At 53.0% G+C, this 24,860-nt stretch carries 21 protein-coding genes; 13 read left to right on the top strand and 8 right to left on the bottom strand.

Annotated elements, in window-relative coordinates:
- Positions 1 to 73: 73 nt before the first annotated feature.
- The 4 genes from fes (at position 74) to wzz(fepE) (ending at position 6,724) form a co-directional block, all read left to right on the top strand.
- Positions 74 to 1,276: an enterochelin esterase gene (gene fes / locus AACU19_RS10210; protein WP_105278186.1), complete on the top strand. Its 1,203-nt coding sequence runs from the start codon at positions 74 to 76 to the stop codon at positions 1,274 to 1,276.
- 2 nt (positions 1,277 to 1,278) lie between these two features.
- Entirely contained in the window at positions 1,279 to 1,497 is a 219-nt protein-coding gene (locus AACU19_RS10205) for an MbtH family protein (protein ID WP_105278185.1), read from the top strand.
- Positions 1,494 to 5,375: an enterobactin non-ribosomal peptide synthetase EntF gene (gene entF / locus AACU19_RS10200; RefSeq protein WP_105278184.1), complete on the top strand. Its 3,882-nt coding sequence runs from the start codon at positions 1,494 to 1,496 to the stop codon at positions 5,373 to 5,375. The genes AACU19_RS10205 and entF overlap by 4 nt, the downstream gene beginning before the upstream one ends.
- 215 nt (positions 5,376 to 5,590) lie before the next feature.
- Positions 5,591 to 6,724 carry an LPS O-antigen length regulator Wzz(fepE) gene (gene wzz(fepE), locus AACU19_RS10195; protein WP_105278183.1) on the top strand — a complete coding sequence of 378 codons (1,134 nt, stop codon included), beginning with the start codon at positions 5,591 to 5,593 and terminating at the stop codon, positions 6,722 to 6,724.
- Here wzz(fepE) and fepC read toward each other — a convergent pair.
- From fepC to fepD, 3 genes are read right to left on the bottom strand one after another with little or no spacing between them, the layout of a single operon-like run.
- The gene (gene fepC / locus AACU19_RS10190; protein ID WP_000140649.1) at positions 6,721 to 7,536 is read right to left on the bottom strand and encodes an iron-enterobactin ABC transporter ATP-binding protein; all 816 of its coding nucleotides are present in this window, start codon (positions 7,534 to 7,536) and stop codon (positions 6,721 to 6,723) included. The two genes, wzz(fepE) and fepC, sit on opposite strands and share 4 nt — an antisense overlap.
- The gene (fepG, locus tag AACU19_RS10185; RefSeq protein ID WP_000640941.1) at positions 7,533 to 8,525 is read right to left on the bottom strand and encodes an iron-enterobactin ABC transporter permease; all 993 of its coding nucleotides are present in this window, start codon (positions 8,523 to 8,525) and stop codon (positions 7,533 to 7,535) included. The genes fepC and fepG overlap by 4 nt, the downstream gene beginning before the upstream one ends.
- Positions 8,522 to 9,526 (bottom strand): Fe(3+)-siderophore ABC transporter permease, encoded by a 1,005-nt coding sequence (fepD, locus tag AACU19_RS10180; protein ID WP_024212090.1) that lies wholly within the window; start codon positions 9,524 to 9,526, stop codon positions 8,522 to 8,524. Before fepD ends, fepG begins: the two co-directional genes overlap by 4 nt.
- 110 nt (positions 9,527 to 9,636) lie before the next feature.
- On the opposite strand from fepD, the gene entS reads away from it, so the two are divergent.
- Entirely contained in the window at positions 9,637 to 10,887 is a 1,251-nt protein-coding gene (gene entS / locus AACU19_RS10175) for an enterobactin transporter EntS (protein WP_001041789.1), read from the top strand.
- A gap of 3 nt (positions 10,888 to 10,890) precedes the next feature.
- Here the strand turns inward: entS and fepB are convergent, their stop codons facing one another.
- Positions 10,891 to 11,847 carry a Fe2+-enterobactin ABC transporter substrate-binding protein gene (fepB, locus tag AACU19_RS10170; protein WP_001234337.1) on the bottom strand — a complete coding sequence of 319 codons (957 nt, stop codon included), beginning with the start codon at positions 11,845 to 11,847 and terminating at the stop codon, positions 10,891 to 10,893.
- Between the two features lie 188 nt (positions 11,848 to 12,035).
- Between fepB and entC the strand changes: the two genes are divergently transcribed.
- The 7 genes from entC (at position 12,036) to AACU19_RS10135 (ending at position 19,489) form a co-directional block, all read left to right on the top strand.
- Positions 12,036 to 13,211: an isochorismate synthase EntC gene (gene entC / locus AACU19_RS10165; RefSeq protein WP_024212089.1), complete on the top strand. Its 1,176-nt coding sequence runs from the start codon at positions 12,036 to 12,038 to the stop codon at positions 13,209 to 13,211.
- Between the two features lie 9 nt (positions 13,212 to 13,220).
- Entirely contained in the window at positions 13,221 to 14,831 is a 1,611-nt protein-coding gene (gene entE, locus AACU19_RS10160) for a (2,3-dihydroxybenzoyl)adenylate synthase EntE (protein ID WP_000026822.1), read from the top strand.
- A 13-nt stretch (positions 14,832 to 14,844) separates the two neighbouring features.
- Positions 14,845 to 15,702 (top strand): enterobactin biosynthesis bifunctional isochorismatase/aryl carrier protein EntB, encoded by an 858-nt coding sequence (gene entB / locus AACU19_RS10155; RefSeq protein WP_001007114.1) that lies wholly within the window; start codon positions 14,845 to 14,847, stop codon positions 15,700 to 15,702.
- On the top strand, positions 15,702 to 16,448 hold the full coding sequence (entA, locus tag AACU19_RS10150) for a 2,3-dihydro-2,3-dihydroxybenzoate dehydrogenase EntA (RefSeq protein ID WP_000347644.1): 747 nt from the start codon (positions 15,702 to 15,704) through the stop codon (positions 16,446 to 16,448). Before entB ends, entA begins: the two co-directional genes overlap by 1 nt.
- A gap of 2 nt (positions 16,449 to 16,450) precedes the next feature.
- Positions 16,451 to 16,864 (top strand): proofreading thioesterase EntH, encoded by a 414-nt coding sequence (gene entH / locus AACU19_RS10145; protein WP_000637946.1) that lies wholly within the window; start codon positions 16,451 to 16,453, stop codon positions 16,862 to 16,864.
- Positions 16,865 to 17,044: 180 nt separating this feature from the next.
- Entirely contained in the window at positions 17,045 to 19,150 is a 2,106-nt protein-coding gene (cstA, locus tag AACU19_RS10140) for a pyruvate/proton symporter CstA (RefSeq protein WP_105278182.1), read from the top strand.
- A 141-nt stretch (positions 19,151 to 19,291) separates the two neighbouring features.
- Positions 19,292 to 19,489: a YbdD/YjiX family protein gene (locus AACU19_RS10135; RefSeq protein ID WP_000460431.1), complete on the top strand. Its 198-nt coding sequence runs from the start codon at positions 19,292 to 19,294 to the stop codon at positions 19,487 to 19,489.
- A 9-nt stretch (positions 19,490 to 19,498) separates the two neighbouring features.
- Here AACU19_RS10135 and hcxA read toward each other — a convergent pair whose 3' ends face one another.
- A complete protein-coding gene (hcxA, locus tag AACU19_RS10130) occupies positions 19,499 to 20,587 on the bottom strand; it encodes a hydroxycarboxylate dehydrogenase HcxA (protein WP_105278181.1) in 1,089 nt (362 codons plus the stop codon).
- A 108-nt stretch (positions 20,588 to 20,695) separates the two neighbouring features.
- Here hcxA and ybdL point away from each other — a divergent pair, with 108 nt between their 5' ends.
- Positions 20,696 to 21,856, top strand: coding sequence for a methionine-oxo-acid transaminase (ybdL, locus tag AACU19_RS10125; protein ID WP_105278180.1), 1,161 nt, complete (start codon positions 20,696 to 20,698; stop codon positions 21,854 to 21,856).
- Here ybdL and AACU19_RS10120 read toward each other — a convergent pair whose 3' ends face one another.
- From AACU19_RS10120 to citR, 3 genes are all read right to left on the bottom strand, one after another.
- On the bottom strand, positions 21,857 to 22,486 hold the full coding sequence (locus AACU19_RS10120) for an IbrB-like domain-containing protein (protein ID WP_000528558.1): 630 nt from the start codon (positions 22,484 to 22,486) through the stop codon (positions 21,857 to 21,859).
- Positions 22,459 to 23,679, bottom strand: a complete 1,221-nt coding sequence (locus AACU19_RS10115; protein WP_032183599.1) for a phosphoadenosine phosphosulfate reductase — start codon at positions 23,677 to 23,679, stop codon at positions 22,459 to 22,461. The genes AACU19_RS10120 and AACU19_RS10115 overlap by 28 nt, the downstream gene beginning before the upstream one ends.
- A 146-nt stretch (positions 23,680 to 23,825) precedes the next feature.
- On the bottom strand, positions 23,826 to 24,728 hold the full coding sequence (gene citR / locus AACU19_RS10110) for a DNA-binding transcriptional repressor CitR (protein ID WP_024212087.1): 903 nt from the start codon (positions 24,726 to 24,728) through the stop codon (positions 23,826 to 23,828).
- Between the last annotated feature and the right edge of the window lie 132 nt (positions 24,729 to 24,860).

Genomic DNA, 24,860 nt, shown 5'->3' with positions numbered 1-24,860 from the left:
ATAGTTATCAATAATATTATCAATATATTTCTGCAATCAATGAAAAATTGCACAGTAAACATGGGGTTATGGTGTGACGGCGTTAAAAGTAGGAAGTGAGAGCTGGTGGCAGTCGAAACATGGCCCGGAATGTCAGCGTCTGAATGACGAAATGTATCAGGTCACTTTCTGGTGGCGTGATCCACAAGGTTCTGAAGACCACTCGACGATAAAGCGCGTATGGGTCTATATCACTGGCGTGACCGATCACCATCAGAACAGCCAGCCCCAGTCGATGCAGCGAATTGCAGGGACCGATGTCTGGCAGTGGACGACACAACTCAATGCCAACTGGCGCGGCAGCTACTGTTTTATTCCTACCGAACGTGATGACATTTTTTCTGCACCATCACCTGATCGCCTCGAATTGCGCGAAGGCTGGCGAAAACTATTACCCCAGGCGATAGCCGATCCGCTAAATCCACAAAGCTGGAAAGGCGGGCGAGGGCACGCTGTTTCTGCACTCGAAATGCCGCAAGCGCCCCTGCAACCAGGATGGGATTGTCCGCAAGCGCCAGAAACGCCTGCCAAAGAAATTATCTGGAAAAGTGAACGGTTGAAAAATTCACGCCGTGTATGGATTTTTACCACCGGCGATGCAACAGCAGAAGAACGTCCGCTGGCAGTTTTACTTGATGGCGAATTTTGGGCGCAGAGTATGCCCGTCTGGCCTGTGCTGACTTCGTTGACCCATCGTCAGCAACTTCCTCCCGCCGTGTACGTGTTGATCGACGCTATCGACACCACGCAACGTGCCCACGAACTGCCGTGTAATGCGGATTTCTGGCTGGCAGTACAGCAAGAGTTATTACCCCAGGTGAAAACTATCGCCCCCTTTAGCGATCACGCCGATCGCACCGTGGTCGCAGGGCAGAGTTTTGGTGGACTTTCCGCGCTGTATGCCGGACTGCACTGGCCTGAACGCTTTGGCTGTGTATTAAGCCAGTCGGGATCGTACTGGTGGCCGCATCGGGGCGGGCAGCAAGAGGGCGTGTTACTTGAACAGCTCAAAGCTGGTGAAGTTAGCGCCGAAGGTCTGCGCATTGTGCTGGAAGCGGGTATTCGCGAGCCGATGATCATGCGGGCCAATCAGGCGCTGTATGCGCAATTAGTCCCCCTAAAAGAATCCATTTTCTGGCGTCAGGTTGACGGCGGACATGATGCGCTTTGTTGGCGCGGTGGCTTGATGCAGGGGCTAATCGACCTCTGGCAACCACTTTTCCATGACAGGAGTTGAATATGGCATTCAGTAATCCCTTCGATGATCCGCAGGGCGTGTTTTACATTTTACGCAATGCGCAGGGGCAATTCAGTCTGTGGCCGCAACAGTGCGCCTTACCGGCAGGCTGGGATGTTGTGTGTCAGCCGCAGTCACAGGCGTCCTGCCAGCAGTGGCTGGACGCCCACTGGCGTACTCTGACACCGGCGAATTTCATCCAGCAGCAGGAGGTGCAATGAGCCAGCATTTACCTTTAGTTGCCGCACAGCCCGGCATCTGGATGGCAGAAAAACTGTCGGATTTACCCTCCGCCTGGAGCGTGGCGCATTACGTTGAGTTAACCGGAGATGTTGATGCGCCATTACTGGCTCGCGCGGTGGTTGCCGGATTAGCGCAAGCAGATACGCTGCGGATGCGTTTTACGGAAGATAACGGCGAAGTCTGGCAATGGGTCGATGATGCGCTGACGTTCGAACTGCCAGAAATTATCGATTTGCGAACCAACATTGATCCGCACGGTACTGCGCAGGCATTAATGCAGGCGGATTTGCAACAAGATCTGCGCGTCGATAGCGGTAAACCTCTGGTTTTTCATCAACTGATACAGGTGGCAGATAGCCGCTGGTACTGGTATCAGCGTTACCACCATTTGCTGGTCGATGGCTTCAGTTTCCCGGTCATTACCCGCCAGATCGCCAACATTTACTGTGCATGGGGGTGTGGCGAACCAACGCCTGCTTCGCCGTTTACGCCTTTCGCTGATGTAGTGGAAGAGTACCAGCAGTACCGCGAAAGCGAAGCCTGGCAGCGTGATGCGGCATTCTGGGCGGAACAGCGTCGTCAACTACCACCGCCCGCGTCACTTTCTCCGGCCCCTTTACCAGGGCGCAGCGCCTCGGCAGATATTTTGCGTCTGAAACTGGAATTTAACGACGGGGAATTCCGCCAGTTGGCTACGCAACTTTCAGGTGTACAACGTACCGATATAGCCCTTGCGCTGGCGGCTTTGTGGCTGGGGCGATTGTGCAACCGCATGGACTACGCCGCCGGATTTATCTTTATGCGTCGACTGGGCTCAGCGGCGCTGACGGCTACCGGACCCGTGCTCAACGTGTTGCCGTTGGGTATTCACATTGAGGCACAAGAAACATTGCCGCAACTGGCAGCACGACTAGCGGCACAACTGAAAAAAATGCGTCGTCATCAACGTTACGATGCCGAACAAATTGTCCGTGACAGCGGGCGCGCGGCGGGAGAGGAACCGCTGTTCGGTCCGGTGCTCAATATTAAAGTATTTGATTATCAGTTAGATATTCCGGGGGTACAGGCGCAAACCCATACCCTGGCAACCGGTCCGGTTAATGACCTTGAACTGGCCCTTTTCCCGGATGAAAACGGTGATTTGAGTATTGAGATCCTCGCCAATAAACAGCGTTACGATGAGCCAACGTTAATCAAGCATGCTGAACGGCTGAAAATGCTAACGGCGCAGTTTGCCGCGGATCCGGCGCGGTTGTGCGGCGATGTCGATATTATGCTGCCAGAAGAGTATGCACAGCTGGCGCAGATCAACGCCACTCAGGTTGAGATTCCAGAAACCACACTGAGCGCGCTGGTGGCAGAACAGGCGGCAAAAACGCCGGATGCTCCGGCACTGGCAGATGTGCGTTACCAGTTCAGTTATCGGGAAATGCGCGAGCAGGTGGTGGCGCTGGCGAATCTGCTGCGTGAGCGCGGCGTTAAACCTGGCGACAGCGTAGCGGTGGCACTACCGCGCTCGGTCTTTTTGACTATGGCGCTACATGCGATAGTTGAAGCAGGTGCGGCCTGGCTACCGCTGGATACGGGCTATCCGGACGATCGCCTGAAAATGATGCTGGAAGATGCGCGTCCGTCACTGTTAATCACCACCGATGATCAACTGCCGCGCTTTAGCGATATCCCCAATTTAACCAGTCTTTGCTATAACGCCCCGCTTACACCGCAGGGCAGTGCGCCGCTGCAACTTTCACAACCGCGCCACACGGCTTATATCATCTTTACCTCCGGTTCCACCGGCAGGCCGAAAGGGGTGATGGTCGGGCAGACGGCTATCGTTAACCGCCTGTTATGGATGCAAAATCACTACCCGCTCACAGGCGAAGATGTCGTTGCCCAAAAAACGCCGTGCAGTTTTGATGTCTCGGTGTGGGAGTTTTTCTGGCCGTTTATTGCTGGGGCGAAACTGGTGATGGCTGAACCGGAAGCGCACCGCGATCCGCTCGCTATGCAGCAATTCTTTGCTGAATATGGCGTAACGACCACGCATTTTGTGCCGTCGATGCTGGCGGCGTTTGTTGCTTCGTTGACGCCGGAAACCGCTCGCCAGAGTTGCGCGACGTTGAAACAGGTTTTCTGTAGCGGAGAAGCCTTACCAGCCGATTTATGTCGCGAATGGCAGCAGTTAACCGGCGCGCCGTTACATAATCTTTATGGCCCGACGGAAGCAGCGGTGGATGTGAGCTGGTATCCAGCCTTTGGTGCTGAACTTGCAGCGGTACGCGGCAGCAGTGTTCCGATTGGCTACCCGGTGTGGAACACGGGCCTGCGCATTCTCGATGCGATGATGCATCCGGTGCCGCCGGGTGTGGCAGGCGATCTCTATCTCACCGGTATTCAACTGGCGCAGGGGTATCTTGGACGACCCGATCTGACAGCCAGCCGCTTTATTGCCGATCCTTTCGCGCCAGGTGAACGCATGTACCGTACCGGAGATGTTGCCCGCTGGCTGGATAACGGCGCGGTGGAGTATCTTGGGCGTAGTGATGATCAGCTAAAAATTCGTGGTCAGCGGATTGAACTGGGCGAAATCGATCGTGTGATGCAGGCGCTGCCGGATGTCGAGCAAGCAGTTACCCACGCTTGTGTGATTAATCAGGCGGCAGCCACCGGGGGGGATGCGCGTCAACTGGTGGGCTATCTGGTGTCGCAATCGGGCCTGCCGCTGGATACCAGCGCATTGCAGGCGCAGCTGCGCGAAAAATTGCCTCCGCATATGGTGCCCGTGGTTCTGCTGCAACTGCCACAGTTACCACTTAGCGCCAACGGTAAGCTGGATCGCAAAGCCTTACCGTTGCCGGAACTGAAGGCACAAGTGCCGGGGCGTGCGCCGAAAGTGGGCAGTGAAACGATGATCGCCGCGGCGTTCTCGTCATTGCTGGGTTGTGACGTGCAGGATGCTGACGCTGATTTCTTCGCGCTTGGCGGTCATTCGCTACTGGCAATGAAACTGGCAGCACAACTCAGTCGACAGTTTGCCCGTCAGGTGACGCCGGGGCAGGTGATGGTCGCGTCAACCGTTGCCAAACTGGCAACGGTTATTGATGGTGAAGAAGACAGCACCCAGCGCATGGGATTTGAAACCATCCTGCCGTTGCGTGAAGGTAATGGCCCGACGCTGTTTTGTTTCCATCCAGCATCTGGTTTTGCCTGGCAGTTTAGCGTGCTCTCGCGTTATCTCGATCCTCAATGGTCGATTATTGGCATCCAGTCTCCGCGCCCTCATGGCCCCATGCAGACGGCGGCAAACCTGGATGAAGTCTGCGAAGCGCATCTGGCAACGTTACTTGAACAACAACCGCACGGCCCTTATTACCTGCTGGGGTATTCGCTGGGCGGTACGCTGGCGCAGGGGATTGCGGCACGGCTGCGTGCGCGTGGCGAACAGGTGGCATTTCTTGGCTTGCTGGATACCTGGCCGCCAGAAACGCAGAACTGGCAGGAAAAAGAAGCTAATGGTCTGGACCCGGAAGTGTTGGCGGAGATTAACCGCGAACGTGAAGCTTTCCTGGCGGCACAGCAGGGAAATACTTCAACGGAGCTGTTTACCACCATTGAAGGCAACTACGCTGATGCAGTGCGCTTGTTGACCACTGCCCATAGTGTTCCGTTTGATGGAAAAGCGACGCTGTTTGTTGCCGAACGCACGCTTCAGGAGGGGATGACTCCCGAACGGGCCTGGGCACCATGGATTGCGGAGCTGGATATCTATCGTCAGGATTGCGCACATGTGGATATTATCTCGCCGATGGCGTTTGAAAAAATAGGGCCAATTATTCGTGCAGCGCTAAATAAGTAAATTTATATTATCTATAAACCCATAATTACAATAAATGATTATGGGTTTATTATTTATTTAATTTATCAATTTAACGGATATTTCTCTGAAATAGAGTGAATGTTGCATTCAGTGAGAGGAATTTACAAACTTCAGCTTCGGATAATTCTCACCAACTGGTAAAGTGAGCGCCGTGGAGATTTCCCCCTATTGGACTCATTTTCAGGTTATACCCCATGTCATCAATGAATATTAAACAGGGAAGTGACGCTCATTTTCCCGAGTATCCTCTGGCGTCGCCCAGTAATAATGAAATTGATTTACTTAATCTAATCGGCGTTTTATGGCGAGCAAAAAAAACGGTCATGGCGGTCGTTTTTGCGTTTGCCTGCGCAGGTTTACTGATCTCTTTCATCCTGCCGCAAAAATGGACCAGCGCGGCGGTTGTCACGCCTCCAGAACCTGTTCAGTGGCAGGCGCTTGAGAAAACATTCACTAAGCTTCGTGTGCTGGATCTGGATATCAAAATTGATCGTACAGAAGCATTTAACCTGTTTATCAAGAAGTTTCAGTCGGTTAGCTTACTGGAAGAGTACCTGCGCTCATCACCTTATGTGATGGACCAATTAAAAGAGGCGAAAATCGACGAACTGGATTTGCATCGCGCTATCGTCGCATTGAGCGAAAAAATGAAAGCGGTTGATGACAATGCCAGTAAGAAAAAAGATGAACCGTCACTGTATGCCTCCTGGACGCTAAGTTTCACCGCGCCAACCAGTGAAGAGGCGCAGACCGTTTTGAGCGGGTATATCGATTATATCTCTGCGTTGGTGGTGAAAGAGTCGCTAGAAAACGTCCGTAATAAACTGGAAATCAAAACCCAGTTTGAAAAAGAAAAACTGGCTCAGGATCGCATTAAAACGAAAAACCAACTTGATGCAAACATTCAGCGCCTCAATTATTCACTCGACATTGCCAACGCGGCAGGAATTAAAAAGCCCGTTTATAGCAATGGTCAGGCAGTTAAAGATGACCCCGACTTTTCTATTTCTCTCGGCGCAGACGGTATTGAACGTAAACTGGAAATTGAAAAAGCGGTCACTGACGTTGCGGAGCTGAATGGTGAATTACGTAATCGTCAGTATCTCGTCGAGCAATTAACAAAAACAAATGTCAACGATGTGAATTTTACGCCGTTTAAATATCAGTTGCGTCCGTCATTACCGGTAAAAAAAGATGGTCCGGGTAAGGCGATTATCGTGATCCTTTCTGCGTTGATCGGCGGTATGGTGGCTTGTGGTAGCGTGCTGTTGCGCCATGCCATGGCATCCAGAAAACAGGATGCCATGATGGCAGACCACTTAGTTTAAATCTTCGCGGTTGAAGGTGCCGTTCGTCCGAGCGGCACCACAAGCGGAGTTCCGGCTACCGGATCGTCAATGATCATGCAACGCAAACCATAAATATGCTCAATCAGTTCAGCAGTGACTATCTCTTTTGGTGCTCCTTGAGCGACAATTTTCCCTTCACGTAATGCAATCAAATGGCTAGCGTACCGACAGGCCTGATTAAGATCGTGCAGTACCGCCGCCAGGGTATAGCCTTTCTCGCGGTTCAGTTCGCTTAACAATTCCAGCAAATCAATCTGATGACTGATATCCAGCCAGGTGGTGGGTTCGTCGAGTAGCATAATTGCCGTTTCCTGGGCCAGCACCATTGCTATCCATGCTCGCTGGCGTTGCCCACCGGAGAGGGTATCAACGCTTTGATTTGCCAGATGAGTTATTCCTGTGGCCTGCATCGCTTTCGTTACCGCTTCTTCATCTTCTTTACGCCAGCGGGTAAACAGCGGTTGATGCGGGTAACGCCCGCGCGCTACTAACTCCTGCACGGTGATATCTCCCGGCGTGGTGGCGTTTTGCGCCAGTAAACCAATCCGGCGTGCGACCTCTTTACTGGCGTAATGTTGAATGTGCTCGCCATCCAGCCAGACATGCCCGTGAGCAGGCGTCATCAGGCGGCTTAAGGTACGCAGTAACGTGGATTTACCGCAGCCATTTGGCCCGATAATTGCCGTGAAGTGACCATCAGGAATTTCTACAGTCAGATTTTCCGCAACGGTATATTTGCCATATCCGAGGGTTAACTGTTCGCCGCGCAAACGGGCTACTGATTCGGTCATTTTTTGCGAGACTCCTGAATTAACAAGACGATAAGGTAAATACCGCCGAGGCTGACGGTAACGACGCCAACCGGAAGTTGATACGGCATAAACAGTTGTTGAGCACAGAGATCGGCTGCCAGCAGTAACAGCGCACCGCACAGCGCTGCCTGGGTTAGACCCCAGCGAGCGGTGCCGCTGATACGGCGGGCAATGTGTGGTGCGACTAAAGCAATAAAGGAAATCGGCCCGGCAAGCGCCGTTGCCGCAGCGGTAAGCACTACTGCCACAAGCATCATTAATAGCCGCGAACGTTCGACGCTGACGCCTAACGCACACGCGGTGTCATCGCCCATCTCCAACAAGCGCATCCGCCTTACCAGCAAGGCGGCGGCAATTAGCATCAATATGATGATGGGCGCGGAAGGCGAGGTTTTTGCCCACGTCAGGCCATTGAGCGATCCTGCATTCCACAAACCCGCTGTTAACGCCGTTTCTAAAGACGCTTTCAGCAACAGCCAGGTATTAAAGGCCACCAGCATGGCGCGAACGCCGATGCCGATAATAATCAACCGAAAGGTGTCGATACCGTTACGCCAGGCAAGCAGCCAGACCAGCAGCGAAGTGATAATGCCGCCCGCCATTGCTGCCAGCGCGATAGCCGTCAGGTCCTGACCAAACAGCACCATCGCCACCAGCACGCCGCTCCACGCTCCGGTGTTAAAGCCCATTACGTCAGGGCTGCCGAGTGGGTTACGCATCAACGACTGAAAAATCGCGCCGCTGACGCCCAGTGCCGCACCAATCAACAGTGCCATTAGTACCCGCGGTAAACGCCATTCGGTGACCACCATTGTCATACTGCGCGGTGCGTCACCCATCAGCGCGGCAAATACCTGAGAGGTTTCCAGCGTGACGGCACCGCTGCGTAATCCCCACACGCTTGCCATCACACAAGCTATTAGCAACAGCAGACAGGTGATAATTAATCGACGAGAGACGTAAATCATGCGCCACCTCGCGTTTTACGTCGTACAAGGAAGATCAGCACTGGTGCGCCAATAAAGGCACTGACTACAGAAACGCGCAGTTCGCCGGGAACAATCACCCGCCCGATAATATCGGCAAACAGCAGCAGGGCAGGTGTGGCGAGCAGCGTGACGGGCAGCGACCAGCGATGATCGGCTCCAACCAACCAACGTGCCATGTGCGGCATCATCAGGCCAATAAAAGCAATCGGGCCAACTACCGCCGTCGCACTACCACAAAGCACGGTAATCGCCAGTAGGCCAATCAACTGCGTGCGTGCTACGCGACTGCCCAGCGCCGTCGCGGTGTCACTGCCGAGGCTTAAACTGTTCAGTGCGCGGCTCAGTAATAGCGCAGTTGCTCCGGCGATCACCACAGGGATCAGCACCACTTTTAAGGTGTGTAAATTACGAATATCCAGCGAACCGGCTTGCCAGAAACGCAGTTGATCGTAGACGTCGGGATTAAGCAGGGCGATTCCGCTGGTCAGCCCTTCCAGCACTGCCGCCAGCGCCACGCCCGCCAGAGTTAAACGCACCGGACTTAACTGCCCACCGCCCTGGCTGCCAGTAAAGGCAACAATCAACGAGGCCACCAGCGCACCGGCGAAGGCCATCGCCAGTTGTTCCTGCGCGGATGAGTAACCAAACAGCGCCGCGCCCAGCACAATGGCAAAGCTGGCTCCGGCGTTCACGCCAAGCAAGCCGGGGTCGGCAAGTGGGTTTCGGGTGAGGGTTTGCATTAACGCCCCGGCAAGGCCAAGCGCGCCGCCTGCCAGTAAACCGGCAAGGGTACGCGGCAGTCGCGCGTCGAGCACGATGGTGCAGTCGGCGCTCTGGCAGGTGCCGGAGAGGGCCTCCAGCACTACGGAAGCGGGGAGTGATTTTGCTCCAATGAGCAGGCTTAATGCCGTCGCGATAATCAGTAATAACAGCAATCCGGGCACGGCAATGGCGCGTGTCACGGCAACAGAACCAGACATACGAACTTCCATGATAATGAAATTAATTATCGTTATCGATCTTATTTGGATATGTTAGCATGTGCAGCCTAAGAATAGGTATTTAAAATATTTGATGGCAAGGCATTGTAATGAATAAACAATCCTGGCTGCTTAACCTCAGCCTGTTGAAAACGCACCCGGCGTTTCGCGCAGTATTCCTCGCTCGTTTTATCTCTATTGTTTCTCTGGGTTTGCTCGGCGTCGCGGTGCCGGTGCAGATCCAGATGATGACGCATTCTACCTGGCAGGTGGGGCTTTCGGTGACGCTGACCGGCGGGGCGATGTTTGTCGGCTTGATGGTCGGCGGTGTGCTGGCGGATCGCTATGAGCGCAAAAAAGTGATTTTGCTGGCGCGTGGCACCTGTGGCATTGGCTTCATTGGTCTGTGCCTGAACGCGTTACTGCCGGAGCCGTCTTTGCTGGCAATCTATTTACTCGGATTATGGGATGGTTTTTTCGCATCGCTTGGCGTTACGGCGCTACTGGCGGCGACACCTGCACTGGTAGGGCGTGAAAACTTAATGCAGGCCGGGGCTATCACCATGTTGACCGTGCGTCTGGGGTCGGTGATTTCGCCTATGATTGGCGGTTTATTGCTGGCGACTGGCGGTGTGGCCTGGAACTACGGGCTGGCGGCGGCGGGCACGTTTATTACCTTGCTGCCATTGTTAAGCCTTCCGGCGCTACCTCCGCCACCGCAACCGCGTGAGCATCCGTTGAAATCATTACTGGCAGGATTTCGTTTTCTGCTCGCCAGCCCGCTGGTGGGAGGGATTGCGTTGCTGGGGGGATTATTGACGATGGCGAGCGCGGTACGGGTACTGTATCCGGCGCTGGCTGACAACTGGCAGATGTCGGCGGCACAGATTGGTTTTCTCTATGCGGCGATCCCGCTCGGTGCAGCTATTGGCGCGTTAACCAGCGGGAAGCTGGCACATAGCGCGCGACCAGGGTTATTGATGCTGCTCTCCACGCTGGGATCGTTCCTCGCCATTGGTTTGTTTGGCCTGATGCCGATGTGGATTTTAGGCGTGGTTTGTCTGGCGCTGTTCGGCTGGTTGAGCGCGGTTAGTTCGTTGCTGCAATACACAATGCTGCAAACGCAAACCCCGGAAGCGATGTTAGGGCGGATTAACGGTTTGTGGACGGCACAAAACGTGACGGGCGATGCTATAGGCGCAGCGCTGTTGGGCGGTCTGGGAGCGATGATGACGCCGGTGGCCTCCGCAAGCGCGAGTGGTTTTGGTTTGTTGATTATCGGCGTGTTGTTGTTGCTGGTACTGGTAGAGTTGCGTCGTTTTCGCCAGACGCCGCCGCAGGTGACAGCGTCTGACAGTTAATGCTTAGAACAGCGCCTTAAGCCGATCCAGCACTTGCATGGCGCTGTAGTAATCCAGTCGGAACGTCTCGGTTCCCAGCGCATAAACCTGCTTGTTTTGTACAGCAGGCAGGTGCGCGAGCAGTGGATTGGCATAAATCGCATCGGCGTCTTTCTGATCACCGGCGAACAGGAATAGCGACTCGCCATTTAACCCTGCCGCCAGATTTTCCCCACCAAGCTGAATGATGTCATGGCGTTTGCCCTGGCTTTGGCTGGCGTTTAAGCCTGCGGGTAACCTGGCCAGCGTAAAGCCGAGTTGTTCCAGCATCTGCCCTTGTGCTGATTCAGCTGTCCAGAGATTGGCACTGTGCGCGGCGGCGGTATAGACAATGGCAGTGACCGGCTGCGGCGGTAATTTGATTTGCTCTTTCGCCGCCGTCAGTTGCTTATCAAACTGTGCAATCCGCTCTGCCGCTTGTTTCTCATGCCCGGTAATTTCGCCAAGTTGCGTTAACAGCGACTGCCAGCTTTTATCGTCGTAATTGATGATTAACGTTGGTGCGATAGTGGAAAGCTGATCGTATAGCGCCAGCGCTGAATCGCCGCCGGTCGCGCTAATTAAAATCAGATCTGGCATTTGTGCCGCTACTGCTTCGGCGTTCGGTTCGCCGATATAGAGACGTTGCAGTTTGCGTTCTTTCGCTACCTTGCTCCACTGGCGTAAAAAACCCTGGTCATCCGCTACGCGGTTATTCGGCGTGGTCGCGCCGCTGGCGATCACTGGTGCATCAATCGCCAGCAGTGAGCCGGTCAGGGTGACGCTGGTGGAAACAATACGCTGCGGCTGGCTTTCCAGGGTATGAGTACCACGACTGTCAGTAATCTGACGCGGCCAGTCGGCAGCCTGAACTGCGGATATTCCTGAAAGCAAAAGTCCGGTTAAAAGAAGGGCGTTGCGGTAGAGCGGGGCGAGTCTCACAAATCAGCTTCCTGTTATTAATGAAGTTAATGCTTCTCATTTTCATTGTAACCACAAGCAGATGCAACCCCGACTTGCAGATTGCGTTACCTCAAGAGTTGACATAGTGCTCGTTTGCTTTTAGGTTAGCGACCGAAAATATAAATGATAATCATTATTAAAGCCTTTATCATTTTGTGGAGGATGATATGGATACGTCACTGGCTGAGGAAGTACAGCAGACCATGGCAACACTTGCGCCCAATCGCTTTTTCTTTATGTCGCCGTACCGCAGTTTTACGACGTCAGGATGTTTCGCCCGCTTCGATGAACCGGCTGTGAACGGGGATTCGCCCGACAGTCCCTTCCAGCAAAAACTCGCCGCGCTGTTTACCGATGCCAAAGCGCAGGGCATTAAAAATCCGGTGATGGTTGGGGCGATTCCCTTCGATCCACGTCAGCCTTCGTCGCTGTATATTCCCGAATCCTGGCAGTCGTTCTCCCGGCAGGAAAAACAGACTTCAGCCCGCCGTTTCACCCGCAGCCAGTCGCTGAACGTGGTGGAACGTCAGGCAATTCCGGAACAAACTACGTTTGAACAGATGGTTGCCCGCGCCGCCGCACTTACCGCCACGCCGCAAGTCGACAAAGTGGTGTTGTCACGGTTGATTGATATCACCACTGACGCCGCCATTGATAGTGGCGTATTGCTGGAACGGTTGATTGCGCAAAACCCGGTTAGTTACAACTTCCATGTGCCGTTAGCTGATGGTGGCGTCCTGCTGGGAGCCAGCCCGGAACTGCTGCTGCGTAAAGACGGCGAGCGTTTTAGCTCGATTCCGTTAGCCGGTTCCGCGCGTCGTCAGCCGGATGACGTGCTTGATCGCGAAGCGGGTAATCGTCTGCTGGCGTCAGAAAAAGATCGCCATGAACATGAACTTGTCACTCAGGCGATGAAAGAGGTACTGCGCGAACGCAGTAGTGAGTTACACGTTCCATCCTCCCCACAATTGATCACCACGCCGACGCTGTGGCATCTCGCAACACCCTTTGAAGGCAAAGCGAATTCGCAAGAAAACGCATTGACTCTGGCCTGTCTGCTGCATCCGACCCCCGCGCTGAGCGGTTTCCCGCATCAGGCCGCGACCCAGGTGATTGCTGAGCTGGAACCGTTCGACCGCGAACTGTTTGGCGGCATTGTCGGTTGGTGTGACAGCGAAGGTAACGGCGAGTGGGTGGTGACCATCCGCTGCGCGAAGCTGCGGGAAAATCAGGTGCGTCTGTTTGCCGGAGCGGGGATTGTGCCTGCGTCCTCACCGTTGGGTGAATGGCGCGAAACGGGCGTCAAACTTTCTACCATGTTGAACGTTTTTGGATTGCATTAAGGAGCGAGGATGAGCATTCCATTCACCCGCTGGCCGGAAGAGTTTGCCCGTCGCTATCGGGAAAAAGGCTACTGGCAGGATTTGCCGCTGACCGACATTCTGACCCGTCATGCCGCAAGCGACAGCATCGCGGTCATCGACGGCGAGCGTCAGTTGAGTTACCGGGAACTGAATCAGGCGGCGGATAATCTCGCCTGTAGCTTGCGTCGTCAGGGCATTAAACCCGGTGAAACCGCACTGGTACAACTGGGTAACGTCGCTGAATTGTATATTACCTTTTTTGCGCTGTTAAAACTGGGCGTTGCACCGGTGCTGGCGCTGTTCAGTCATCAGCGTAGTGAAATGAACGCATACGCCAGCCAGATTAAACCGGTGTTACTGATTGCCGATCGCCAACATGCGCTATTTAGCGGGGATGATTTCCTCAACACATTTGTTGCAGAGCATTCTTCCATTCGCGTGGTGCAACTGCTGAACGACAGCGGTGAGCATAACTTGCAGGATGCGATTAACCATCCGGCTGAGGATTTTACTGCCACGCCATCTCCTGCTGATGAAGTGGCCTATTTCCAGCTTTCCGGCGGCACCACCGGCACACCGAAACTGATCCCGCGCACTCATAACGACTACTACTACAGCGTGCGTCGTAGCGTCGAGATTTGTCAGTTCACGCAACAGACGCGCTACCTGTGCGCGATCCCGGCGGCTCATAACTACGCCATGAGTTCGCCGGGATCGTTGGGGGTATTTCTCGCTGGCGGCACGGTCGTTCTGGCTGCCGACCCCAGCGCCACGCTTTGTTTCCCATTGATTGAAAAACATCAGGTGAACGTCACCGCGCTGGTGCCGCCAGCAGTCAGCCTGTGGTTGCAGGCACTGGCTGAAGGCGAAAGCCGGGCGCAGCTTGCCTCGCTGAAACTGTTACAGGTCGGTGGCGCACGTCTTTCTGCCACGCTTGCGGCGCGTATTCCCGCAGAGATTGGCTGCCAGTTACAGCAGGTATTCGGCATGGCGGAAGGGCTGGTGAACTACACCCGTCTTGATGATAGCGCGGAAAAAATTATCCATACCCAGGGCTATCCAATGTGTCCGGATGATGAAGTGTGGGTTGCCGATGCTGACGGAAATCCACTGCCGCAAGGGGAAGTTGGACGCCTGATGACGCGCGGGCCGTACACCTTCCGCGGCTATTACAAAAGTCCACAGCACAATGCCAGCGCCTTTGATGCCAACGGTTTTTACTGTTCCGGCGATCTGATCTCTATTGATCCAGAGGGGTACATCACCGTGCAGGGGCGCGAGAAAGATCAGATCAACCGTGGCGGCGAGAAGATCGCTGCCGAAGAGATCGAAAACCTGTTGCTGCGCCATCCGGCGGTGATCTACGCCGCCCTGGTGAGTATGGAAGATGAGCTGATGGGCGAAAAAAGCTGTGCTTATCTGGTGGTAAAAGAACCACTGCGTGCGGTACAGGTGCGTCGTTTCCTGCGTGAACAGGGTATTGCCGAATTTAAATTACCGGATCGCGTGGAGTGTGTAGATTCACTTCCGCTGACGGCGGTCGGGAAAGTCGATAAAAAACAATTACGTCAGTGGCTGGCGTCACGCGCATCAGCCTGAAGGAGAGAACACGATGGCTATTCCAAAATTACAGGCTTACGCACTGCCGGAGTCTCACGATATTCCGCACAATAAAGTCAACTGGGCCTTTGAGCCGCAACGTGCCGCGTTGTTAATCCATGATATGCAGGACTATTTTGTTAGCTTCTGGGGCGAGAACTGCCCGATGATGGAGCAGGTGATCGCGAATATTGCGGCACTACGCGACTACTGCAAACAGCACAATATCCCGGTTTATTACACCGCCCAGCCGAAAGAGCAGAGCGATGAAGATCGGGCGCTGTTGAATGATATGTGGGGGCCGGGCCTGACCCGTTCGCCGGAACAGCAAAAGGTGGTGGATCGCCTGACGCCAGATGCCGACGACACGGTGCTGGTGAAGTGGCGTTACAGCGCGTTTCATCGTTCTCCGCTGGAGCAAATGCTCAAAGAGAGTGGACGTAACCAGCTGATTATTACCGGGGTGTACGCCCACATTGGCTGTATGACCACCGCAACCGACGCATTTATGCGCGATATTAAACCGTTTATGGTGGCGGATGCGCTGGCCGATTTCAGTCGTGACGAGCATTTGATGTCGCTGAAATATGTAGCCGGGCGCTCTGGCCGGGTGGTGATGACCGAAGAACTATTACCTGCACCGATCCCTTCAACTAAAGCGGCGCTGCGAGAGGTGATCCTGCCGTTGCTGGACGAGTCCGATGAACCGTTCGATGACGACAACCTAATTGATTACGGTCTGGATTCGGTGCGCATGATGGCGCTGGCGGCGCGCTGGCGCAAAGTGCATGGCGATATCGATTTTGTCATGCTGGCGAAAAATCCGACCATCGATGCCTGGTGGAAGCTACTCTCCCGCGAGGTGAAATGATGGATTTCAGCGGCAAAAATGTCTGGGTAACCGGCGCGGGGAAAGGTATTGGCTACGCCACGGCGCTGGCATTTGTTGAGGCCGGAGCGAAAGTTACAGGTTTTGATCAAGCGTTCACTCTGGAGCAATATCCCTTTGCGACCGAAGTAATGGATGTAGCCGACGCTGCGCAGGTGGCGCAAGTGTGTCAGCGACTGTTAGCGCAAACGGAGCGACTGGACGTGCTGGTCAATGCGGCGGGAATTTTGCGCATGGGCGCGACCGATCAGCTCAGCAAGGAGGACTGGCAGCAGACTTTTGCGGTCAACGTCGGTGGCGCATTTAACTTGTTCCAGCAGACCATGAACCAGTTTCGCCGTCAGCGGGGCGGGGCGATTGTTACTGTGGCGTCCGACGCTGCACACACGCCGCGTATTGGTATGAGTGCTTACGGTGCGTCGAAAGCGGCGCTGAAAAGCCTGGCGTTGAGCGTCGGGCTGGAACTGGCGGGTAGCGGTGTGCGCTGTAATGTGGTTTCCCCGGGGTCCACCGACACCGATATGCAACGCACGCTGTGGGTGAGTGATGACGCCGAAGAGCAGCGTATTCGCGGCTTTGGCGAGCAGTTTAAACTCGGTATTCCGCTGGGGAAAATCGCCCGTCCACAAGAGATCGCCAACACGATTTTGTTCCTCGCCTCTGACCTCGCAAGCCATATCACCCTACAGGATATTGTGGTAGATGGCGGCTCAACACTGGGGGCATAAGCATGATCTGGAAACGCCATTTAACGCTCGACGAACTGAACGCCACCAGCGATAACACAATGGTGGCGCATCTTGGAATTGTGTATACCCGTCTGGGCGATGATGTGCTGGAAGCCGAAATGCCGGTTGATACTCGTACTCATCAGCCGTTTGGCCTGCTGCATGGCGGCGCGTCGGCGGCGCTGGCGGAAACCCTGGGATCGATGGCCGGATTTATGATGACTCGCGACGGACAGTGCGTGGTGGGCACGGAGCTTAACGCCACACATCATCGCCCGGTGTCTGAGGGAAAGGTACGCGGCATCTGCCAGCCGCTGCATCTTGGGCGGCAAAATCAGAGCTGGGAAATCGTTGTTTTCGATGAACAGGGGCGGCGTTGCTGTACTTGTCGGCTGGGTACGGCGGTTTTGGGATGAACCCGACAGAATTAAATGAAATTGCAGGAAAACTCAGTTAACGAAGTGATCAAGTTAACATTGCTAAGTTAAATATTGGTTTCAACTCCGATTTACATGGTTGCCGTGTTGTTAAATTGCACAAAGATGTTATAGAAACAAAATGTAACATCTCTATGGACACGCACACGGATAACAACTATGAACAAATCAGGGAAATACCTCGTCTGGACAGTGCTCTCTGTAATGGGAGCATTTGCTCTGGGATACATTGCTTTAAATCGTGGGGAACAGATCAACGCGCTGTGGATTGTGGTGGCGTCGGTCTGTATCTATCTGATCGCTTACCGTTTTTATGGTCTTTATATTGCCAAAAATGTATTGGCGGTTGACCCGACGCGTATGACGCCAGCGGTGCGCCATAACGACGGGCTGGACTATGTGCCGACGGACAAGAAAGTGCTGTTCGGTCACCATTTTGCGGCTATTGCCGGAGCAGGCCCGTTGGTGGGGCCGGTACTGGCGGCGCAAATGGGCTACCTGCCGGGGATGATCTGGCTACTTGCCGGGGTGGTTCTCGCCGGTGCGGTGCAGGATTTCATGGTGCTGTTTGTTTCCACGCGCCGTGACGGTCGCTCGCTGGGCGAGCTGGTTAAAGAAGAGATGGGGCCAACCGCCGGGGTGATTGCGCTGGTGGCCTGCTTTATGATCATGGTCATTATCCTTGCAGTACTGGCGATGATCGTGGTGAAAGCCCTGACTCATAGCCCGTGGGGAACGTATACCGTTGCGTTCACCATTCCGCTGGCGCTGTTCATGGGGATTTACCTGCGCTATCTGCGTCCGGGCCGCATTGGGGAAGTGTCGGTGATTGGCCTGGTATTCCTTATTTTCGCCATTATCTCTGGCGGCTGGGTGGCAGAAAGCCCGACCTTGGCACCGTACTTTGACTTTACCGGCGTGCAGCTGACCTGGATGCTGGTGGGTTACGGTTTTGTGGCGGCGGTTCTGCCGGTGTGGTTGCTGCTGGCTCCGCGTGACTACCTCTCTACCTTCCTGAAAATCGGGACTATCGTCGGTCTGGCGGTAGGCATTTTGATTATGCGTCCGACGCTGACCATGCCTGCGCTGACCAAGTTTGTAGATGGCACTGGCCCGGTATGGACCGGTAATCTGTTCCCGTTCCTGTTTATTACTATCGCCTGTGGCGCAGTTTCTGGCTTCCATGCGCTGATCTCTTCCGGCACCACACCGAAGATGCTGGCGAACGAAGGTCAGGCGTGCTTTATCGGCTACGGCGGGATGTTGATGGAATCCTTCGTGGCGATTATGGCACTGGTTTCTGCCTGTATCATCGATCCGGGCGTGTACTTCGCGATGAACAGCCCGATGGCGGTGCTGGCTCCGGCGGGGACGGCGGATGTAGTGGCATCTGCTGCGCAGGTAGTGAGTAGCTGGGGCTTTAGCATTACGCCAGATACGTTAAATCAGATTGCCAGCGAAGTGGGTGAACAGTCGATCATTTCCCGTGCGGGCGGTGCGCCGACCCTGGCGGTGGGGATGGCCTACATTCTGCACGGCGCGCTGGGTGGCATGATGGATGTGGCGTTCTGGTATCACTTCGCCATTCTGTTTGAAGCACTGTTTATTCTGACGGCGGTGGATGCGGGTACGCGTGCTGCGCGCTTTATGTTGCAGGATCTGCTGGGCGTGGTTTCTCCGGGCCTGAAACGGACCGATTCACTGCCTGCTAACCTGCTGGCAACGGCGCTGTGCGTGCTGGCGTGGGGTTACTTTCTGCATCAGGGTGTGGTCGATCCGCTGGGCGGTATTAACACTCTGTGGCCGCTGTTTGGTATTGCCAACCAGATGCTGGCAGGGATGGCGCTGATGCTCTGTGCCGTGGTGTTGTTCAAGATGAAACGTCAACGTTACGCCTGGGTGGCGCTGGTACCAACGGCCTGGCTGCTGATTTGTACCCTGACCGCAGGCTGGCAGAAAACGTTTAGCCCGGATGCGAAAGTCGGTTTCCTGGCGATTGCTAACAAGTTCCAGGCAATGATCGACAGCGGCAATATTCCGTCGCAGTATACTGAGTCACAACTGGCGCAACTGGTGTTCAACAACCGTCTGGATGCCGGGTTAACCATCTTCTTTATGGTGGTCGTGGTGGTTCTGGCGCTGTTCTCGATTAAGACGGCACTGGCAGCATTGAAAGAGCCGAAGCCAACGGCGAAAGAAACGCCGTATGAGCCAATGCCGGAAAATGTCGAGGAGATCGTGGCGCAGGCGAAAGGCGCGCACTAAAGTCAGTGTGAGGGGGAATGTTGGCATAGTGCCGAGGGTTCCCCCTCACCCTAACCCTCAGACCGGTGGGGCGAGGGACTGACCGAGTGCGTTAATAGCTATTAATGCACTCTCTCAACAATCTGATTACCGGAGGTATTGATGTTTGATTCACTGGCAAAAGCCGGAAAATATTTAGGTCAGGCGGCGAAGCTGATGATTGGTATGCCTGATTACGACAACTATGTCGAACATATGCGGGTTAACCATCCCGATCAAACGCCGATGACCTACGAGGAGTTTTTCCGGGAGCGGCAGGACGCGCGCTACGGTGGAAAAGGTGGCGCGCGCTGCTGCTAAATTTGTACGTCAGGCTTTAAACGATTCCACTTTTTCGAACGCTGCACGCAAGGTATCTGGTGTCAGCGTGACTGGCAGATAATGAATGGATTCCGCCGGACGTAGGGTGTGGGCAATCATTTTGTCGATCTCCACCTGATTATTGATATCCACTTCCAGCTCCGCCAGCGTGGTCGGCAGATGAAAACGCTGATACGCCCCGGTTAATTGCGCCAGCACATCATCCTGACCCAGCAAGGCGCTTTGTACCAGAATACCGTAAGCGACTTTGGTGCCGTGGAGAAATTTCTCGGTTTGTGGCAAAACGGTCAGACCGTTATGTACGGCATGGGCTGCTGCAACGCGAGTAAAACGATCGCCCAGACCACCGACCATTCCGCCTCCGGCGATAATCGCATCGACCACATCGCAAAATGATTGCGTTAACTGCTGATTTTGCTGATCGGCAAGCGCCTGTTCGCTACTGTTTAACAAGACGTCGCGAATGACCTGCGCATTATTGATTCCCAGCCGTACGGTTAGCGGCAGCGTTTCTGGCTGAGGAGCCAGCACCACCGCTTCATACCATTTCGCCAGCGTGTCACCGATTCCTGCCAGCAGATATTCTTGCGGCGCATTGAGGATTATCTCCGGTTCCACCAGCACCATAAAATTGGCGTCGTCAAAAATCTCATAATGTAGCGCCTGTCCGGCATCGTTGTACCAGACAGAGAGTGGTGTCCAGGCAGCGCAGGTAGCGGCAATCGTTGGAACGGCAACAAACGGCAGACCGAGACGGCGGGCGAGGGCTTTCGCGGTGTCGAGCAGTGCGCCGCCGCCGACGCCAATCACCACGCTGCGATCGTCACCGGACTCAGCCGCCAGTTGTTGCACATTGCTTTCACTGCAATGACCGCGAAACAAAATATGCTTTGCTCCTGGCAGTTCAAACGCCGATGGAAGTTTGGTTTGCGCCGCGGCAAGTGCACGTTCACCGTAGATCCACACTGCGCGAGAAAGTTGTTCATCAGTGAAAAAATCATGCAGGTGATTGAGACTGCCGGGATGAGAAAAGTAGTTAGCAGGGCCAACGACGACGCGGATAGGATTGTGAGGCATGTTGTGTTGTCCTTATTGTTTTATTTAGACATCTAAACGTCTTGATTGCCAAATACTAGCATCGTGTTATAGTGGCTTCAACACGCAACTTTGTCAGGCACAATAAAAATGACAAATAACCCTCTGATTCCACAAAGCAAACTTCCACAACTTGGCACCACTATTTTCACCCAGATGAGCGCACTGGCGCAGCAACACCAGGCGATTAACCTGTCACAAGGCTTTCCTGATTTTGATGGTCCGCGCTATTTGCAGGAACGGCTGGCGTACCACGTTGCCCACGGAGCAAACCAATACGCACCCATGACCGGCGTGCAGGCATTACGCGAGGCGATTGTTCAGAAAACGGAACGGCTGTATGGCTATCAACCAGATGCCGACAGCGATATCACCGTAACAGCAGGGGCGACGGAAGCGCTGTACGCAGCGATTACTGCATTGGTGCGCAATGGCGATGAAGTGATTTGCTTTGATCCCAGCTATGACAGTTACGCCCCCGCCATCACGCTTGCGGGTGGAATAGTGAAACGTATTGCACTGCAACCACCGCATTTTCGCGTGGACTGGCAGGAATTTGCCGCATTGTTAAGCGAGCGCACCCGACTGGTGATCCTTAACACCCCGCATAACCCCAGTGCTACTGTCTGGCAGCAGACTGATTTTTCCGCTTTGTGGCAGGCAATTGCCGGGCACGAGATTTTTGTCATTAGCGATGAAGTTTACGAGCATATCAACTTTTCACAGCAGGGCCATGCCAGTGTGCTGGCGCATCCGCAACTGCGTGAGCGGGCGGTGGCGGTGTCATCGTTTGGCAAGACCTATCATATGACCGGCTGGAAAGTGGGCTATTGCGTTGCGCCTGCGCCCATCAGCGCCGAGATCCGCAAAGTGCATCAGTATCTGACTTTTTCGGTGAATACCCCGGCGCAGCTGGCCCTTGCCGATATGCTGCGAGCAGAACCTGAACACTATCTTGCGTTACCGGACTTTTATCGCCAGAAGCGCGATATTCTGGTGAACGCCTTAAGTGAGAGTCGGCTGGAGATTTTACCGTGCGAAGGCACTTACTTTTTGCTGGTGGATTACAGCGCGGTTTCTTCGCTGGATGACGTTGAGTTTTGCCAGAGGCTGACGCGGGAGCATGGCGTGGCGGCGATCCCGCTGTCGGTATTTTGCGCCGATCCCTTCCCCCATAAGCTCATTCGTCTCTGTTTTGCCAAGAAGGAATCGACGTTGCTGGCGGCAGCTGAACGCCTGCGCCAGCTGTAATTATTTTACTGTCCAGGCGCGGGAATATTGACGGTCAGCAAATAACTCTTGCAGGCCGTTAATTTGTTTCAGGCGCAACACTTCGTCGCTGTCCATACCCAGCTCTTTGCCGATTTTATTGTCGTCCCATCCTAACTGGCTGAGTTCACGAACGATTTCTGACATGGCTGTGATTTGGTGGCGTCCACGAGCGCGGTTATGACGAATAGTCGCGGCGATGCGTTCGTTACGTGTTCCTTCCAGACAGGTGACCGGTAAATATCCTTTTAATCGCATTTTTAACGTGTTAGAGCCTTTACCAATTTCATGACGGTGAAAGCCATCCACGATTTCCAGAGCATTTTTATCTGTGTGCGTGACCACAATAGGTTGGGTAAAACCATCTATCTCAATGGATTTTTGTAACAGTTTTTTCTCGGGCGGTGCCACATTGTTTGGGTTGTAATCATTTGGCATAAGTTGGCTGTTTTTAACCCACAGAACACAATCTACTGGCTCTTCACGAAAGGGGCTAACCTGATGGATCGCCAGGCGGATTTCGTTAATCGCTTTGATGCGATCGTCTTCCGGCAAGCTGGCGAGAAATTGGGTTAAATCCTGCGTTAATTGTTGTTGCATAGTATTCCCCACTCCTGACGTTTTACTTTTATCCGTTCGTTATAACGCTGATAATTCTTCGCTTTGGTTGGGCTAAATGATAATGCCCGACACCAGTAATCGTTATTCAGTAACACCTTGCAAATTCGCCGCCAGGAGGGGATATCTTTCGCGCCAATGTCCCCGTGCTGGGTCTGTGGCACCTCGACACCTTTTTTCTGATACCAATGCAAGTAAATGGCAATTTTGTTGCGGTAATGCTCAGCCGTTTTCTCCGGCATGCTATCAAGCAGCAATAATGCATACTCTTGCCAGTCTAAATGCTCTGGTTTGAGGATTTTCCGATGACCATAAAAATGATTGTCATGTCCGGCGTAAATGCCGCCACTTTTTACCCCGCTAACTCGTGCGCACATAGCAGCCCAGCGATCCGGTTCGATAACGTGATAGAGCCATAATCCTTGCCGTTGCTCCGGGCCAAAAGGTTCGCAAATTCGCATATGACGCAGGGGAACGCCTGCCTGATACATGATATTATACAATGGGTTACATAGGGATTTATGATTAGCATACCAGGTCCAGATATCAGCTACTTTCCAGTCGTAGATGGGGTAAATGTACCAGCTGTGACCGCCTGGTGCGGCTGTGGTCCAGGGCTTATCATCGGCAAAACGTTGTTTACTTAAACTGGCGATGGCGACAAAACGGTTGTAGGACTCATCCGCACGGATGCCGATCATCATCGCCGCCGGACGTTTTTGTGAAAACCATTCGGCAAACTCACGTACAAATTGTTCGAAGGTCATGCCTGGCTGGTAAAAGGAGAAAAAGTCAGGATCGGTTATCGCTTCTTGCGGGGGCTGACGCACCCATTCGACATCAGATTCCCAGCACTGCCATTCTGGTTGGTATTGTGAAAGGGAATTTTGCGTCTTGAGTGGGAGTGCTACCCAGTAAAACTCTTCAATAACGTCGGTATACAACTCGCGTAACGACTGTACATAGTCGATGGTACAAGAGAACTGTGCTTCCCAGTCGATAAACAAAACGCAGATTTTTTTTCCTAATTTTCTGGCAAGTTCGGCGGTAAGATGCAGCATTAATCCGGAATCTTTACCCCCCGAAAAAGAAACGCAAACACGGGGCAAGGTGTTAAGTGTCCAGGTAATACGTTCCTGTGCAGCTTCTAAAATATTCAGCGGAAGAGGGATTTTATAAATAGACATCTGAAAACGCTCTCTGAACGTTACTGGGTGACTTGTGAGATGAATCCGCTAATTATAGGGTAAACGAAGCAAGATAGAGCACATTATTTTATATTCACACAATGAATCAATTGATGCGTAATATAACATTTATCCGTGGTAATAAATCAGAAGCTATCATTTAAACGATCTATGAATCGTGAGAAGACAAGATTGTTCAACGAAGCCTTGTTATAGGAAATATACAGTTTAACCGTAGGAAGTGGTCGTTCCAGTTTTATCTCTTGTAACTTCAAAAAATCACGATGTAAATCGTACAGTTCGGTGGGCACAATGCCCAATAAGTCAGTAACAGAAATACTATTAATTATCGTCAACAAAGAAGAACTGCGAAATGAAACTTTACGGTTCATAAAACGTTCATCTATGTCCATTTGAATTTCGTCAATCCCTGCTGATTTAGATATCAACAAGGTGAATTCTTCGGCGATAATTTGTTCATAGTTACTGGTATCGGTAATACGAGGATGTTTGTTGCTACATATAAGAGAATTGCGAATAGTATGTACCGGCATGCAGATGACAGAGCGGCTAATTACTGGTTGCAGTGTAATTGCCAGGTCAGCTTTGCGTTGAACTAACAATTCTTCAGCGTTTTCAGCTGAAAGCAGTATGTCATGGCATTCTATATCGATTGAAGTATCTTGTCTTAGACAGCGGATTAGCATGTTGTTATTACTACAAGAAATAAGCTGAGGACCGTAGATAATAAAATTTTTCTTCAGCTCAGACTTATTAACGATATTGATCGTTTGTTCAAGGCCTCGGAGATTTTTCTCAAGATGGTGATGCAGATTTAACCCTGTTGTAGTCGGCGCGATACCTTTCCCTGAGCGGATGAATAACGGGTCATTAAATTGCGCGCGTAAACGTTGTAACGACTGACTAACGGCAGATGGCGTTATATATAATGATTCTGCTGCTTTGCTAATGCTGAGGTGTTGATAAATGCACTCAAATATGACCAGTAAATTGAGGTCGAATTTTTTTAAATCATAAAGATTAGCCATAACATACTCCGTTATATTATCTTGTCCATAAATCATTCTTGTAATCAATGATTCTACTGTTTTATTTATATTTGTTATGTTTTATTACTTAACTCTGGATTAAGTTTTTCTAAAGTAACACAGTTGTCTGGA

The organism is Escherichia sp. MOD1-EC4550, from assembly GCF_963876935.1.
GTDB classification, from domain to species: Bacteria; Pseudomonadota; Gammaproteobacteria; order Enterobacterales; family Enterobacteriaceae; genus Escherichia; species Escherichia coli_F.
This window is presented reverse-complemented; position numbering and strand designations above follow the sequence as displayed.